Raw genomic sequence first — 15126 nt, 5'->3', positions numbered from 1 at the left:
AAAAAGGCATTCTCAAATGAAGGCGCCGAGTTGAGACCGGACCAGACGGGTTCCGTCCGGCCCTCCACAGCGCGGGGAGGGGGGGAACCGGCCACCCCGCGAGAGGGCCGAACTGGGACGGCGCCGAGCAGATCAGCGTGGGGAACATGTCAACCTCCAAGACTTCAGCGCCGGGAAGCGGCGGTCTGACGGACGAACGCCCGGACGAGACGGGCGACGTTCCCCGCCTGCCCGTCGATCAGGGCGTGCGTGGCCCCCGGCACCCGCACGAGGCGGGCGCGGGGCAGGTGGTCTTGCATCACCCTCAGGGCCCGCGAGCGGACGATGTCATCTGCCGTCCCCTCCAGAATCATGACGGACGCGCGCACCCGGGGAGCCACCTCGCGCGGGTCGGCCTGGCGCAGATGGGTCAACAGGCCCCACGCCCGGCGCGGTCCCGCGTGGAGGTACGACCGCGCCAGGCGAACGAGGAAGCGGGCGCGCACCTGACGTCCCTCCGCCACGAGCCGCAGGAGTTGGCCGGGGGCGCCCGGAGTTCCGGGCCGGGAACCCGGCGCGCACAGCACCAGGCAGCCCGCGCCTCCAGGCCAGCGTGCCGCGAGGTGCAGCAGCACGTCCCCGCCGAGCGAGTGTCCGAGCAGGGGCACACCGCGGAGGCCGTTCGCCCGCAACCACGCCGCGAGGTGGTCGGCGAGACTCTCCAGCGTCAGGAAGGTGCCCGCAGGCGCCCGCGAGTACCCGTGCCCGGGCGGGTCGTAGGCCCACACCTGGAAGTGCCCGGCCAGACGGGTCTGGAGTTCGTGAAAATAGAAATGCGCGCAGGCCAGCCCGGGCACCAGAACGAGGGGTGGCCCCGCGCCCATCACGAGCGCGTGAGTGCGGATGCCGCCCACCTCCGTCCACACGGACCGGGCGGGGTTCCGTGCGGCCCAGGCGCCTTCGTTCCCGGGCCGCGCGAACGCCCTGGGCCGTCTCGGACAGGTCACGGCACCGCTCCGGTGGGCGTCACGTCCCGGGCCGTCAGCACCGGGACCGGGGACTCGCGCACGAGCCGCAGCGCGACCGACCCGACGACCAGCCGCGAGAGCCCGCCGCGCCCGGCGGTGCCGACGGCCACGAGATCGTACCCGCCCCCCGCCGCGCGGTCCAACGCGACCTGGGCCGGGTTGCCGCCCACGACCTCGCCGCCGCCCAGTTCGTCCAGGCGCCGCCGCGCCTCCCGCTCCCACACGCTGTTGCGCTCGGCGAGCAGGCGGGCGCTCGCGCCGCGCAGGGGGGGGTCACTCAGGGTCGGCAGCGGAAAGGGCGCGTCGAGTGCGGACGGCTCGACCACGTGCAGCAGCTTCACCTCCGTGCCGGGCAGGTGGGCGCGGACGAAGCTCAGGGCCCGGTGTGCGCTCGGGGAGAAGTCCATCAGGACGAGCACGCGGCGCAGGGATGGGCGCTCCCCCTCCCGCACCGCCCGCGCGGCGTGCGGCCACGTCCCGTCGCCCAGGGGCCGGTGGTCGGCGCCTTCCGGCGAACGCACGCTGAACACCGGCACGGGTGACTCCCGGAGCAGTCGCTCGGCGACCGACCCCAGCAGCAGCCGTCCCACCCCCCGCCGCCCGGCGGTCCCCATCACGATCAGGTCGTACTCGCCCGTTCCCGCGCGCCTCAGCGCCTCCTCGGCGGGCCGACCCACCGCGACCACGCCGCCGCCGAGCGCCCCGAGCTGCCCGTGCTCCCGCGCGTACCCTCCGGGATGGGGGTCCGTGTCCGGGGCCACCACATGCAGCACGGTCGGTGTGGCGTCCGGGAATGTGTCGCGGGCGGCCCCCAAGGCGGCAAGTGCCGCCGGGGAGAAGTCCATCAGCACGAGGACCCGGGTCACGCCGCACCCCCCGGGAGGAGTCGGGAAAGGACCACCGCGCCGGGGCTGGGGGTCGCGCCCCGGTCGACGTCGGTCCCTGCGAGCCGGGGGGGTTCGTCGGCGGGCCACCTCTGGATACGGTCAAGGTCTTGAGAGGTGATCATGGGTCCTCCAGGGAGAATGAGGGGTGAGGCGCTTCACCCGGTGGACCGGGCCGTGAGCACCGGGATGGGCGACTCGCGGACGATTCGAAGCGCCACCGAGCCCAACATCAGGCGCGAGATCGGCGCCTTGCCCGAGGTGCCGACAGCCAACAGGTCGTACTCGCCGCTCGCGGCCCGGTCCAGCGCGGTCCGGGCAGGCTCGCCGCGCACCACCTCGCCGCCGCCCAACTCGGCCAGCCGGGCGCGGGCCTCGCGCTCCCACAGGGCGTTGCGCTCGGCCAAAAGCTCGCTGTCCACACCGCGCAGCGGAGGGTCCTGAGCACCGGTCAGCGCGAAAGGAACCGTGGGGGAGGCGGCATCGACCACGTGCAGCAGCTCGACCTGCGCCCCCGGCAGGTGCGTCCGCACGAAATCGAGGGCCTGCCGGGCACTATCCGAGAAGTCCATCAACACCAGCACGCGGGGGGCGGCCAGGGGTTCCTCCTGCGCGAGGTCGTGCAGGGCCCGCAGCCAGCGCCGCCGCGAGGCCACCGGCAGCGGCAGGTGGTCCTGCGCGTCGGGGGAATGGACGCTGAGCACCGGCACGGGCGACTCGCGGATCACCTGTTCGGCGACCGACCCCAGCAGCAGCCGCGAGAGGCCGCGCCGCCCGGCAGTGCCCAGCGCGATCACATCGCACTGGCGCGCCCACGCCCGCCCCAGGGCCTCTCCGGCGGGCTGCCCCACCGCAATCTCGCCGCCCCCCAGCGCCGCGAGCTGTTCGTCCTCCGGCACGTACCACTCGGGGTCGGCGTCCGGGTCCGGCGCGGCAGGTGTCCCGGGCGGGCGGCCCACCGGCAGCGTGGGCACCACGTGCAGCACGGTGGGCGCGGCCTCCGGAAAGGCGGTCCGCGCCACCCGCAAGGCGCCCAGCGCGGCGGCGGAGAAGTCCATCAGCACCAGGACCCGGGTCAAGTTTCACCTCCCCGGAAGGGCCGCGCGCCCGCGAGCTGTTCGGTCGTCATCGAGAAGCCCCAGCAGTTGCGCGCGTTGAAGACCACCGCGTCGTAGCAGTAGTCGGGGCTGGAGGTCGCGCAGGCGTCTTCGAGCAGCACCGCGTTGTAGTCGCGGAAATACGCCTCTTCCATCGTGGAAGTCACGCACTGGTCGATGTTGACCCCCGCGAAGAAGAGCGTCTCGATCCCCTGGGTCCGCAGCACCTGATCCAGATGCGTGCCGAAAAAGCCGTTCATGCGGACTTTCTCGACGTGGATGTCGTCCTCGCGCATCAGGGGCAGCAGCTCGTCTACCATCCGCGCGCCCCACGAGTCCGCCGTCAGCACGGGGCCGCGTTCCAGCTCCTGCCCGATGCCGCGCTGCTCCAGGCTGTGCTTGAAGGAGTAGAGGGTGGGCGCGCCGAGATTGCGCAGGTCCGGGCGGTTGTGCCAGTACACCCAGATCACCCACATCTCGCGCTGCCGGGCGACCTCCAGAGCGCGGATCACGCCGGGAATGGCCTGTCGGCAGCGCCGGTAGTCCAGCCCCGAGGCGTCGGTCCAGCCGCCCGGCGAGCAGAAGTCGTTCTGCATGTCGATGATGACCAGGGCCTGGCGGTCGGGGTTGTCTACGAAGGGCATCAGGTTGGCCTCGAATCTCAGCAACTCGCCTTCTCTGTGGTGCGGCGCCAGATGCACGTAGTCCTCATAGAGGTGCCAGCGGTCGGCGCTGGCGGCGAACTGCACCCCGCCGTCCTCGGTCGGGGCGTAGATTTCACGGAATCTCTGCTTGCTCATCTCGTCTCTCCTCAGTACCCCAGCGCGGCTCCGTCGCCGCGCGGGTCGGCGCCGCCCTCCAGAAAGCCGTGCGGGGAGCGGCGGATCGCTTGGGCATGGCCCATGTTGTCGTTCCAGTCGGTCAGGACGTTCACCGGCTGCCCGCGCCGCAGGAGTTCGCGCGCCACCCCGTCGGAGATGCGGCCCTCCAAGGAGAGGTCCTGGTTGGCGGTGCCCCAGGTGCGGCCCATCAGCCACCTCGGCGCCTCGATGGCCTGCTGCACGTCGTACCCGAAGTCGAGCATCCGGGTGAGCATCGCCGCCTGCGTCTGCGGTTGCCCCTCCCCGCCCATCGTCCCGAAGGCCAGCTCGAAGGTCTCGCCGTCAAAGAGCATCGCGGGAATCAGGGTGTGGAAGGTCCGCTTGCCCGGCTCCAGTCGGTTGGGGTGGTGGTCGTCCAGCGAGAAGAACGAGCCCCGGTTTTGCAGCAGGATGCCGGTGCCCTCCCCCACCACCAGGCTGCCGAAGTCGTGGTAGACCGACTGGATCAGCGAGACGGCCAGCCCCGAAGAGTCCACCGCGCAGAGGTAACAGGTGTCCCCCTCCGGCGAGCGGCGCGGCGCCGGGTGCGGATAGGCGTGCCCACTTTCCACCTGCGACATCTCCAGGGCGCGGTCGGGACGGATCAGGGCCCGGCGCTCGTCGGCGTAGGTCCTGGACAGGAGCTTTTCCAGCGGGATGTCCACGAAGTTCGGGTCGCTGAGCCACGTGTCGCGGTCGGCGAAGGCAACTTTGACCGCCTCCGCCATGAAGTGGTAGTAGTCGGCAGTCCCGTCGCCCCAGGCCCGCACGTCGTAGCCCTCGATCAGGTTCAACAGTTGCAGGGCCGCGAAGCCCTGGGTGTTGGGGGGCAACTGGTACACCGTCTTGCCCCGGTAAGTGGTGGAGATGGGCTCGACCCACTCGGCCTGAAACTGCGCGAGGTCCCCCGGGCGCAGCGGGGAGTCCTCCAGCCCGGCACAGAGGCGCTCGGCGAGTTCGCCCCGGTAGAACGCCTCCGCGCCGCCCGACGCGAGGAGGTCCAGGCTCCGGGCGAGGTCCGGCTGCACCAGACGCTCGCCGGAGCGCGCGGGTTGCCCGATCGGGAGGAAGATCTCTCCGGCCCGGCGGTGCTCACGCAGCAACTCGCGGTCCTGCACCAGCCAGTCGGCGAGGGAGCGCCCCACGGGAGCGCCTTCCCGGGCGAGGTGGATGGCGTCCCCGAACAGGTCGCGCCATTCGAGCTGCCCGTGCCGTTCGTGGACCTGCCGCCAGCCGTCCACGGCGCCCGGCACGGTGAGGGCCGCGAGGGGGCCGCGCGCGGGAATCTGGTCGTGGTGCCCGCGCTCGCGGTAATAGTCGCGGGTGGCGAGCCGGGCGGCGGGGCCGCTGGCGTTGAGGGCCTGCACGCCGCCGCGCCGGGGGTCGTGGATCAGCCAGAACCCGTCCCCGCCGAGCCCCGCCATATGCGGGTAGACGACGCACAGCACGGCGTTCGCGGCGATGGCGGCGTCCGCGGCGCTGCCGCCGCGCGTCAGGGCGCGCAGCCCGGCGGCGCTGGCGAGGTGGTGGGAGGTGGCGACCACGCCGCGGTTCGCCAGGGTGGGGGGGCGCCCGGTGCGGGGTCCGTTCGGGGAAGTCATGCGTCCTCCTTCTGTTCGTCTTGGTCGTCCCGCGCGGTGAAGCGCAGGAGCGGCGGAATCACCCCACCCAGGGCGAGCAGCGCGAGGGCCGCCCCGGTCAGCCAGGGAGTGCCGCCCTCAGTGCCGAGGCTGGCGGCGGGGTACGCGAGCAGCAGGAGCAGCAGCGCGAGCAGCAGAATGGTCGTGCGGTTCATTCCTCACCCCCCTGGGTGCGCAGGAAGACGGCGGCGGCGCCCGCGAGCAGCGCGACGAGGCCGGTGAAGGGCAGCGTCTTGCGCAGCACCTCGCCCTCCTTGCCGTTCGCGCCGGTGGTGCCCGTACCCAGCACGATGTTGGCCGGGGCGATGGCGTTGCCGGTGGCTCCCCCCACGCTCTGCGCGGCGATCACGCTGGACTGGGTGAGGCCGGGCTCCGACGCGGCCACCGTGTCGTGCAGGGGGGCGAACAGGATGTTCGAGGCGGTGTTGCTCGACGTCATGAAGGCCCCGAGGATGCCGATTACCGCCGCGAGCGCGGCGTACACGGCGGCGGGGGCGACCTCCGAGATGCCGAGCGCGAGCACCTGCGTCTGGCCGGAGTGCGCCAGAATCTGGCTCGCCACGAGGAAGGTCACGACGCTCAGCGAGGCGGGCACGGCGTTGTCCTGCATCTCCGCCCAGAAGCCCGGCTGCCGCTCGCGCCGCGCCCACGCCGCGTAGTAGCCGCGCGCCCGGTAGACCAGCCACGCGACCAGGGACGAGATCAGCAAGAAGGTGCCGGGATGGGTGAATGGCGCGAAGGGCGAGTAGGGCCGCTGCGCCTCGTTGGTCACGCCGAGGCCCGTCCCTGCCTCCGGAAAGGGCAGGCCGACCTCCAGCCGCGACAGGAATGCCTCGACCGCCGGGATCACCAGCGCCACGACCGTCAGGACGGTGAGCACGATGTACGGCACGAGGGCCATGCCCAGGCCCATCAGGGGCTCGCGCTCCTCCCGCCCTCCGCGGTCGCCGCTCATGGCGGGGCGGTCCTCGATTCCCTGGGGCTCCTCCGCGTAGCGTTTCCAGCGCGACAGGGGGTACAGGGCCACGACGGCGAGCGTGGCGGGGATGAAGTTCGCCAGCACCGGGTTCCACTGCGACAGCGCGAGCTGCCCGCCGCCCTGAATCAGGCTCACGATCAAGACGAGCGGCCAGGCGTGCCGCACGGCGGGGCCCTTCCCGTACAGCCAGGCGATCAGGAAGCCCGCGAGCAGGTTGGGAATCCACAGCAGCAGGGCGGTCTGGAAGGCGGTGGCGTCCGGGTTCTGGAGGTCCACCACCCGCCCCGTGGCGAGCCAGCTCACCCCCAGCGTGCCGAACATGTTCGCCCAGGCGTGCCCGATCAGGGGGATGGCGACCGCGTACACCGGCCTCACGCCCAGCGCGAGGAGCAGGGGTGCTACGACCGCGATGGGCGCCCCGAAGCCCGCGATGCCCTGGAGAAAGGACGCGAAGATCCAGCCGAAGGCCAGCACCAGGAAGAGTTCGTTTCTGGAAAAGGCCGAGATGCTCTGCCGCAGAGCGTCGAACGCGCCCGCCCGCTTGGACACCAGGTACAGCAGCAGGGCGGGCCAGATCACATACAGGATGAAGATGGCGTCCCACACGCCCTTGCCGCCCGCGACGGCGAGCGTGGAGAGCGGCGTCTGAAAGGCGAGCAGGGCGATCAGCGCCGCCACGAACATGCCGATCGGTCCGGCCTCGGCGGCCTTCCAGCGGGCGAAGACGAGGAGCAGCAGCAGCACGGCGATAGGGACGAGCGCGAGCAGCCAGCGCCACAGGTCAACGGGAAGTTGGGGGTTGTCCACGGGAGACTCCTTTCAGAGGCAGCAGAGCAGCGGCTCGGGCCGGTCGCCCGCGTCTGGGAAGGGGGGTGCGGGCTCCGGGCCAGGCGAGGCCCGCGGAAGCGACGGACTCCCCTTCACCCCGAACCCCCCCCGGGCACGCGCACCGTCAGCACCGGGACAGGCGACTCGCGCACCACCCCGCGCGCGACGGAACCGAAAAGCAGGCCCTCCACGCCGCGCCGTCCCGCCGTCCCCAGGGCGACGAGATCGAAGCTCCCGGCCTCCAGCACCGTGAGGATGCAGGGCGTGGGCGGCCCAGTCACGACCTCGCCGTCGCCGAGTTCCCGGAGGCGGCCCTGCGCTTCCTCCCGCCAGGCCCGTTCACTCTCTCCCAGGGGGCCGAGGCCGGCGGCGGCAGACGGCCCGGGCGCGAGCATTTCCGGGGACGCGATGTCCACGGCGTGCAGCAGCCGCACATCGGCGCTCGGCCACGCCGTCCGGACAAGCTCCAGGGCCCGCGCCGCGTGCGGGGAGAAGTCAGTCGGAACGAGCACCCGCCTCACCCGTCGCAGGCGCAGGCCGTTCCCGCGCGCGGTCAGGACCGGCACCGGGGAGTCGCGCACGACCCGCCCCGCGACCGAGCCGAACATCAGGCGTCCGAGCCGACCCCTGGCCGCCGTGCCCAGGGCGAGAAGGTCGTACGTGCCGCTTTCTGCGTACGTGAGGGCGACCTCTGCTGGATTCCCCTCCGCGAGGAGGCCGCCGCCGAGGATCCCGAGGTGAGCGGCGGCTTTCCGGACCCGCTCGTGTTCGAGCGCTGCCTGTGTGACGGTGCGGCGGCCCAGGTAGGCCGGGGGGCGGGGAGGCGCCTCCGCGAGCGCGCCGACCGGCACGACGTGGAGGAGGTCGAGCTGCGCCTCCGGAAACTGCCGCCGCACGAAGCGGTGCGCGTGCCGCGCCGCCGGGGAGAAGTCCATCATGACGAGCACGCGCCGGATCGAGACGCTCACCTCACAGGACCCCCGCGCGCAGCAGCCCGAAGAGCGCGGACGCGAGGGTAAAAAGGACCGTCATGGCGATCACGGCGCGGATCATGTTCAGGTAACGCATGGGACCTCCCTACACGAGGTTGAACTGCTCGGCGTGAACGTGGGTCAGGGGCACGCCGAGGTCGGAGAGGACTTCGGTGACGGCGTCCATCATGGGCGGCGGCCCGCACAGGAAGTACTCGCGGGTGCGGCGGTCGTCGGGGAGATACTTTTCGAGGAGGTCCCGGTTCACGAAGCCCGTCTCCCCGGTCCAGCCCTCCGGCGCCTCGTTCAGGACGTGCACCACCCGCAGGTTCAGCCGGGACTGGAGTTTGTCCAGTTCCTCCCGGAAGGTCACCCCGTCCCAGGCTTTGCTCGCGTAGAGCAGCAACACCGGGCGCTCGTCCCCCCGGTCGGCCAGGGTCCGCAGGATGCTGATCATGGGCGTGATGCCCACCCCGCCCGCGATGAGGACGAAGCCCTGGTCGCGGTGCAGGTAGTCCGGCGTGAAGACCCCGTAGGGCCCGTCCACGTAGGCGCGGGTGCCGACCGGCACATCCTTCACCGTGCGGGTGAAGTCCCCGAGGGCCTTGATGGTGAAGTGGACCTCCCCGCGCTCCTCGGCGGAGCCGGAGAAGGAGAAGGGGTTCTCGCGCACGCTCAGGGGCGATTCTCCCACCCGAATCCAGGCGAACTGCCCGGGGCGGAAGCGCAGCCCGCGGTGCCCCTCGGGGGTCAGGCTGAGGGTGTAGCTGTCGCCGCGTTCCTCGCGCACGCCGCTGACCCGGTAGGGGCGGGTACGCAGGAGGAAAGGCTTGAGCACCCGCACGTACAGCACCAGCAGCGCCACGCCCACCCCCATCGCGGTCCACAGCGCCGCCTTCCAGGGGGTGCCGAGGTAGTGGCCCACCCCCACCATGTGCGCGAGCGCGAGCCCGATCACCAGCACCGAGAGCAGGCCGTGCACGATCCGCCACGTCTCGTACCCGAGCTTGAGGTTGACCCGCCACACGCTCGTCACGACCAGGGCGACCAGAGCGAGGACCGAGAGCACCGCGAAGCGAGCCCGCCACGGCGCCTCCACCGGATTGAGCAGGGCCAGCGTCTCGGGCCGGGTCACGAACAGGATCAGGGGGTGGGCCAGCACGAGGGCGAAGGCCACGAAGGAAATCTGGCGGTGGAACTGAAGCAGCATGTCGATGCCGTAGGGCGCGGTGATGCGCCGGAAGCGGGCGGTGATCAGAAATTGCAGGCACATCACGCTCATCCCGACAAAGCCCAGCGCCACGCTGAACTCGGTCCAGAAGTCGCGGCCCACGGGCTCAGGCCCGATCAGGATGGTGAGCAGCGGCGACAGGGCGATCAGGGCGTACAGCACCGTCCACAGCACGCCGATGGTGGTGCGGCTGAGGGGGCCCTGGCGAGCAGGCTGGGCCCGGCGGGGCAACTGACTCTGACTCATGCGGGGTCTCCTTGGGGGGCGGCACGGCCACGTTCACCACGCCGCCAGAACCACTTGAAAATCTCCATCGCCACGACGACGAGGGCGGCGAGGAGCAGGAGTGGCAGCCACTGGGCAAAGGGCACGGGCTCCAGGCCCAACACCCGCTGCATCAGAGGGATCTGGGTGGCGGCGAGGTGCACGAGCTGCGCGCCCACGATGGCGAGGAGCAGCACCCGGCTGCGCGCGAAAGGCAGGCGGAAGGTGCTTTCCGTTTCCGAGCGGGCGTTGAGGGCGTGGAAGTTCTGGAGCAGCACCATCAGCAAGAGGGCCACGTTGCGCGCGGCGAACTCGCTCGCGCCCGCCTGCAACGTCAGCGTGAAGGTGACGAACACCAGCGCGGCCATCACCATCCCCGAGAGCAGGAGTTGCGAGACCATCAGGCGGTCGAAGATGCCCTCGCCCGGGCGGCGCGGGGGACGCGTCATCTGCCCGCGCTCGCCGGGCTCCAGCGAGAGACCGATGTGCTGGAAGCCGTTCGTGACGATGTTCAGCCACAGGATCTGCACGGCGGTCAGCGGAATGGGAAAGCCCAGCGCCACCGCCGTGAGAAACAGCAGCACCTCGGCCACGCCGCTGGAGACCAGGAAGTACACGACCTTGCGGACGTTCGCGTAGGCGGTGCGCCCCTCCTCGACCCCCGCCACGATGGAGGCGAAGTTGTCGTCGGTGACGATCAGGTCCGACGCCTCCTTCGCCACGTCGGTGCCCGACCCCATCGCCACGCCGACATGCGCGCGCTTGAGGGCCGGAGCGTCGTTCACCCCGTCCCCCGTCACGGTCACGTACTGCCCGTTCGCGGCGAGGGCCTCCACGATCCGCAGCTTTTGCAGCGGCTCGACCCGGGCGAAGACGTTCGTGCCCCCCACGGCCTCCCGCAGTTCTGCGTCACCAAGCGTTGCCAGGTCCCGGCCTGTGACCGGGCGTTCCCCCTCGTCCGCGATGCCCGCCTCCCGCGCGATGGCAAGGGCGGTGGCGGGGTGGTCCCCAGTCACCATCGCCACGCGCATCCCGGCCCGTCGTGCGGTGCGAACCGCCTCCACCGAGGAGGGCCGCAGCGGGTCGATGAGGCCCACGAAGCCCAGCAGGCACAGTGGGGGAAGGTGCGCCTCGTCAAAGGGACCGTCCGTGTCCGGCATTTCCCCGTCCGCCATCGCCAGCACCCGGTAGCCCTCGCCCGCCAGGCCCTCCTCCAGCCGGGTGAGGGCGTCCACGTCGGCCCTGTCCTCCCCCTTCTGCCCCAGCGCCCGGTCGCAAAAGGGCAGCACCCGGCCCGCCCCACCCTTGACCGCCACCCGCGCCCGGCCCTGCTCATCCTGGTAGAAGGTGGCCGCGTACCCGCGCTCGGACTCGTAGGGAATGTCGCCCAGGGGCTCGACTTGCCCGCGCAGCTCCGGGGGCACGCCGAGGTGGCGCCCCAGCTCCAGCAAGGCCACGTCCACCGCGTCCCCACCGCGCTGGGTCTCGCCGTCCACCTGCTCCAGGCGGCCCTCGTTGGCAAGCACGAAGGCGCGGGCCACCCGCCGCAGCCGGGGGTCTTCCGCGCCGAGGTCGCCGTCGCCGCGCGTGGTGTAGCGGGCGCCCGTGGGCAGCACGACCGTCTGCGCGGTCTGCCGGTTGACGGTCAGTGTCCCCGTCTTGTCGGAGGCGATCACGGTGCTGCTGCCCAGGCTCTCGACGGCGGTGAGGCGCCGGACGATGACCTGGCGGCGCAGCATCCGCGTCGTGGCGACCGAGAGCACGACCGTCAGGGCCACCGGGAGGCCCTCGGGAATCGCGCTCACGGCGAGGGCCACCGCGAGGTAGAACACCTCCGCGAAGGGCGTGCCCTGCGCGACGGCGATGGCGACCAGGAGCGCCGCCGCCGCGAGGACGACCACGCTGATCTGGTGGGCGAATCGGTCGATCCGCACCAGCAGGGGCGGCTTGGTCTCTGCCCCGCCCGAGACGTGCTCGGCGATCCGCCCGAGTTCGGTCCGGAGCCCCGTCTCCACGACGACCCCGGTTGCGCGCCCGCTCTGCACCGCCGTGCCCGCGAAGGCGAGGTTGAGCCGGTCCCCAAGGGGCAGGTCGGGTTCCAGTGCCCCCGCGTGTTTGCGCACCGCCTCGGACTCGCCCGTGAGGGTCGCCTCGTCCACGGCGAGTTCGCGTACCCCCACGAGGCGCAGGTCGGCGGGCACCCGGTCGCCGCTTTCCAGTCGCACCACGTCGCCCGGCACGAGGTCCTCGCCGTCGAGGTCGCGCTCGCGCCCGCCGCGCAGCACGCGGGCCCGGACCCGCACGAGGTTTTGCAGGGCGGCGGCGTTGCGCTCGGCGCCGTATTCCTGATAGGTGCCCAGGCCCGCGTTGATCCCGATCACGATGAGGACGAACGCGGCGTCGGTGAGGTCCCCGGTGGCGAGCGCGAGCAGGGCCGCCGCGATCAGGATATAGATCAGGGGATTAAGAAGCTGGCGCAGCAGGATGCGCCACACGCTCGGCGGCTCGCGCGCGGGCAGGGCGTTGCGCCCGTAGCGTTCCAGACGCCGGGCGGCCTCGGCGTCGCCCAGGCCCTCCGGGGCGGTTTCCAGACGCGCGAACACGTCTTCCGATGCTGCCGCGTGCCAGGGAGGGGGCCTGGGGGAGCTTCGGGGGGCGACCGGGCTCATCGGCCGCGTCATGTCCGGGGACCCCACGTGAGGCGCCGGGGGCCGGGGCCCGTCACGAGCAGGCCCCGCCCGGGCGCGGCAGCAGCCCGTCATTGATCAGCTCGTCCACCAGCCCCAGGAAAAGCAGGTGCGTAAGCGGCTTGACGAGGAAACGGTCCGCACGCACGCACGCACGCCGGTCGCGTTCCTCGCTGCTCGTCGTCAGGATGACGACCCGGATGTCCTGCCAGGACGGGTTGCCCCGGATCTCCTCCAGCACCCGGTCGCCGCCCAGGCCCGGCATATTCAAGTCGAGCAAGACCACGCGCGGCCAGGCCGATCCCGCCCGCCGCAGGTAGTTCATGGCCTCCAGACCGTCTTCCGCGACGACCACACACTCCTCGAGGTCCCGCTGTGAGAGGGCCAGCAGGGCGAGTTCCACGTCGAGAGGCTGGTCGTCCACCAGCAGGATGGATTTGTGGAGGCCACTGGGCCCCACACCGTCCGTTCGGGCACCCCGGGAGGCGGAAGGGAGAGGTGGCCCGTCATGCGCGGTGACGGCCAGCGGGTCGCAGGGGAAGGAGCCGAATTCAGTGTCCCTCGTGCCCGGCGCCCCCGGCGTGGCCCGCGCCGCACCTCGGCGGCGTCTGCCGGAAGGTCGCCGATCACGAATGAGGGGGGGGAGAGCTTGCACGCTCAGACCTGTCACGTCGGTGAGGTGCGGAGGTGGAAAAAGATCTTGCATGGCCGTTCCTTCCAGTCAGCGGTCGGAGAATGACAAACGGTTCGCAACGCGCGCATCCTCTGTCCGCCGTCTTTTCAGCCGTCGCGAGTGAAATGACTCGCGGCTGATGGGTCGGGCAGGAGGGTGCTTCGCCGGTGAGGACCGCGCCCCCTGCCGAATCGGGCTCAGTGCACGACGACGACCGGCACCGGAGATTCCCGCGTCAGGCGTTCGGCGGTCCCGCCCAGGCCCGAGCCCTCCGGGTCGCCGTGCCCGGTGGCGCCAATGACGAGCAGGTCGAAGGGACCTGCCTGCACGTACCGCAGAATTTCGTCCACGGGCTGACCCACCACGAGTTCGCCGCCACCGAGGCGCCTCAGGCGTTCCCGCACCTCGACCTCGAAGTCGCGCTGGAGGTCCAGCCCATCTCCGCTCAGGGCGTACCCCCCACCCGGCGCGACGGCGGACGGGGCGTGCAGGGTCAGGGGATCGACGACGTGCAGGAGCCGCACCTCGGCGTCCGGAAAGGTTTCGCGGGCCCACGCGGCGGCGCGCCCGGCACGGTCGGAGAAGTCGGTGGGCACGAGGACACACTTGATCATGGGGTCCTCCTCAGTACCGGGCCAGCCCGGCGAGGCCGCCGTACTCGCGGACGAGCTTTTCCGCGTGCTCGCCGGGGACCCGCCGCACCTCCAGCCCGGAGAGGGCCTGGAACTGGGGAAGCACTTCCTCCAGGGTCACGCGCTCCATCGGAGAACCGTCGAGCGGGCTTTCCGTCACGTCCTTGCGGGCCGTGAAGTACGGCACCTCGGGGTTGTGGCTGCGGTAGATGTGAAGCTGCGACCCGTCCTCCGGGATGGCGAGCAGGTACAGCCGACCCTGCTGCACCATCTCCAGCACCCGCTCCATCTCCATGACACCCCCCTCCTGAAGCTGCTCCATCAGCCGGGTCTCCTGAGCCTGATCGAACTCCTCGACCAGCGGCGGCAGGCGGTCGAGAAGCATCTGGTCCGGGGCGCTGCCGGTGCCGACCTCCACGTTCGTCTCCCCGATCACCTCGTAGGAGGCCGTGGCCGGAATCTCGGCCCGGAACTCCGCGAGACGCGCCACCGGCCCGACGAGGATCAGATGCCCCAGGTCGCGGTCCCCCAGTTCCTTGGACAGGTCCTGGGCCGTCTGGTTGTAAAACCGCTGTTGCAGGGCGTCGAGGTGCCGCTGGAAGAACTCGACCCCGCTGTCGCTGCGCGGGCCGGTGCCCTGCGCGCTGAACCCGCTGCCGTCCTGGGCGCGGGCCGCCCCCTGGGCTCCGGGGACCGTGGAGGTGGACGCGGTGAGGTCGTCGCGGTCCACGTTGTCCAGCTCTGTATGGCGCTCGCGGCGCAGCTCGGTCAGCTCGCCCTGCTCGAAGACGAACAGCCGCGCCCAGTCGCGGTCCACGGCCAGGACCCCGACCCGGGGCAGGGCGTGGGCGGCATTCTCGACCAGGGTCGGCAGGGGGCGCCCGAAGTGGAAGCGCTCGGGCAGGTCGAGCTGCACGTCGAAGCGTTCCTCCACCTCCTCGCCCAGGACGTACACGGCGCTCTTGCCGCGCGACTCGCGGGCGCGGGCCACGTCGTCGAGGAGCCGCCCGGCCAGGGTGGGAGGCACCCCGAGGTCGCTCAGGGCACTCTTGACCCGGGTGGTGAGGGCGCCGCCGTGGTTGTCCTGATCGGCGGGATGGACGTGAACCACCGCCATGAGGACGGACTGGTCCCCGGGCAGGGCGCGGATGCGGGCGAGGTCGTGTTCCGTGATCATAGGTTCTCCTTGGTGAATGGGTGTGGGAGCGACCTGGCCGGAGCCGTGTTTCCGGCCCAGGTCGGTGTCAGCGGAGGTTGTTGTCGACGGGGAGGGCGGCGATGGCGCGGTGGGTGGCGGCGCCACGGGCACCGAGCAGCGAGAACAGCAGGGTCAACCCCGAGGCGAGCAGCCAGCCCAGCCCGGTGTTGCGGGC

General features: G+C 71.6%; 13 protein-coding genes. All 13 read right to left on the bottom strand.

Going from position 1 to position 15126, the window contains the following annotated elements:
• Positions 1–164: 164 nt before the first annotated feature.
• Positions 165–986 carry an alpha/beta fold hydrolase gene (locus A7B18_RS00065; RefSeq protein ID WP_146009388.1) on the bottom strand — a complete coding sequence of 274 codons (822 nt, stop codon included), beginning with the start codon at positions 984–986 and terminating at the stop codon, positions 165–167.
• A complete protein-coding gene (locus tag A7B18_RS00060) occupies positions 983–1873 on the bottom strand; it encodes a universal stress protein (protein ID WP_102124635.1) in 891 nt (296 codons plus the stop codon). Before A7B18_RS00060 ends, A7B18_RS00065 begins: the two co-directional genes overlap by 4 nt.
• A gap of 176 nt (positions 1874–2049) precedes the next feature.
• Positions 2050–2970 carry a universal stress protein gene (locus A7B18_RS00055; RefSeq protein ID WP_102124634.1) on the bottom strand — a complete coding sequence of 307 codons (921 nt, stop codon included), beginning with the start codon at positions 2968–2970 and terminating at the stop codon, positions 2050–2052.
• Positions 2967–3788: a cysteine hydrolase family protein gene (locus tag A7B18_RS00050; protein ID WP_102124633.1), complete on the bottom strand. Its 822-nt coding sequence runs from the start codon at positions 3786–3788 to the stop codon at positions 2967–2969. The genes A7B18_RS00055 and A7B18_RS00050 overlap by 4 nt, the downstream gene beginning before the upstream one ends.
• A gap of 11 nt (positions 3789–3799) precedes the next feature.
• Positions 3800–5449 carry a gamma-glutamyltransferase gene (gene ggt / locus A7B18_RS00045; protein WP_102124632.1) on the bottom strand — a complete coding sequence of 550 codons (1650 nt, stop codon included), beginning with the start codon at positions 5447–5449 and terminating at the stop codon, positions 3800–3802.
• Positions 5446–5643 carry a hypothetical protein gene (locus tag A7B18_RS00040; protein WP_102124631.1) on the bottom strand — a complete coding sequence of 66 codons (198 nt, stop codon included), beginning with the start codon at positions 5641–5643 and terminating at the stop codon, positions 5446–5448. The genes ggt and A7B18_RS00040 overlap by 4 nt, the downstream gene beginning before the upstream one ends.
• A complete protein-coding gene (locus A7B18_RS00035) occupies positions 5640–7274 on the bottom strand; it encodes an L-lactate permease (protein ID WP_102124630.1) in 1635 nt (544 codons plus the stop codon). Before A7B18_RS00035 ends, A7B18_RS00040 begins: the two co-directional genes overlap by 4 nt.
• A gap of 113 nt (positions 7275–7387) precedes the next feature.
• Positions 7388–8263: a universal stress protein gene (locus tag A7B18_RS00030; RefSeq protein ID WP_102124629.1), complete on the bottom strand. Its 876-nt coding sequence runs from the start codon at positions 8261–8263 to the stop codon at positions 7388–7390.
• A gap of 109 nt (positions 8264–8372) precedes the next feature.
• Complete coding sequence (locus A7B18_RS00025) at positions 8373–9743, bottom strand: ferredoxin reductase family protein (protein ID WP_102124628.1); 1371 nt, start codon at positions 9741–9743, stop codon at positions 8373–8375.
• Positions 9740–12430: a cation-translocating P-type ATPase gene (locus A7B18_RS00020; protein WP_102124627.1), complete on the bottom strand. Its 2691-nt coding sequence runs from the start codon at positions 12428–12430 to the stop codon at positions 9740–9742. Before A7B18_RS00020 ends, A7B18_RS00025 begins: the two co-directional genes overlap by 4 nt.
• A gap of 52 nt (positions 12431–12482) precedes the next feature.
• Positions 12483–12872, bottom strand: a complete 390-nt coding sequence (locus A7B18_RS21685; protein ID WP_180969927.1) for a response regulator — start codon at positions 12870–12872, stop codon at positions 12483–12485.
• A gap of 446 nt (positions 12873–13318) precedes the next feature.
• The gene (locus tag A7B18_RS00010) at positions 13319–13735 is read right to left on the bottom strand and encodes a universal stress protein (RefSeq protein WP_102124625.1); all 417 of its coding nucleotides are present in this window, start codon (positions 13733–13735) and stop codon (positions 13319–13321) included.
• Positions 13736–13745: 10 nt separating this feature from the next.
• The gene (locus A7B18_RS00005; RefSeq protein WP_102124624.1) at positions 13746–14930 is read right to left on the bottom strand and encodes a VLRF1 family aeRF1-type release factor; all 1185 of its coding nucleotides are present in this window, start codon (positions 14928–14930) and stop codon (positions 13746–13748) included.
• Between the last annotated feature and the right edge of the window lie 196 nt (positions 14931–15126).

The organism is Deinococcus planocerae (assembly GCF_002869765.1).
GTDB classification, from domain to species: domain Bacteria; phylum Deinococcota; class Deinococci; order Deinococcales; family Deinococcaceae; genus Deinococcus; species Deinococcus planocerae.
Note: the sequence above shows the minus strand (reverse complement) of the source record. Positions and strands in the feature narration are given on the sequence as shown.

Excerpts from the sequence above, each read along its gene's own strand:
- ggt (WP_102124632.1), bottom strand. The coding sequence starts at position 5,449 with ATGACTTCCCCGAACGGACCCCGCACCGGGCGCCCCCCCACCCTGGCG.
- A7B18_RS00020 (WP_102124627.1), bottom strand. The coding sequence starts at position 12,430 with ATGAGCCCGGTCGCCCCCCGAAGCTCCCCCAGGCCCCCTCCCTGGCAC.
- A7B18_RS00025 (WP_102124628.1), bottom strand. The coding sequence starts at position 9,743 with ATGAGTCAGAGTCAGTTGCCCCGCCGGGCCCAGCCTGCTCGCCAGGGC.
- A7B18_RS00005 (WP_102124624.1), bottom strand. The coding sequence starts at position 14,930 with ATGATCACGGAACACGACCTCGCCCGCATCCGCGCCCTGCCCGGGGAC.
- A7B18_RS00050 (WP_102124633.1), bottom strand. The coding sequence starts at position 3,788 with ATGAGCAAGCAGAGATTCCGTGAAATCTACGCCCCGACCGAGGACGGC.
- A7B18_RS00010 (WP_102124625.1), bottom strand. The coding sequence starts at position 13,735 with ATGATCAAGTGTGTCCTCGTGCCCACCGACTTCTCCGACCGTGCCGGG.
- A7B18_RS00040 (WP_102124631.1), bottom strand. The coding sequence starts at position 5,643 with ATGAACCGCACGACCATTCTGCTGCTCGCGCTGCTGCTCCTGCTGCTC.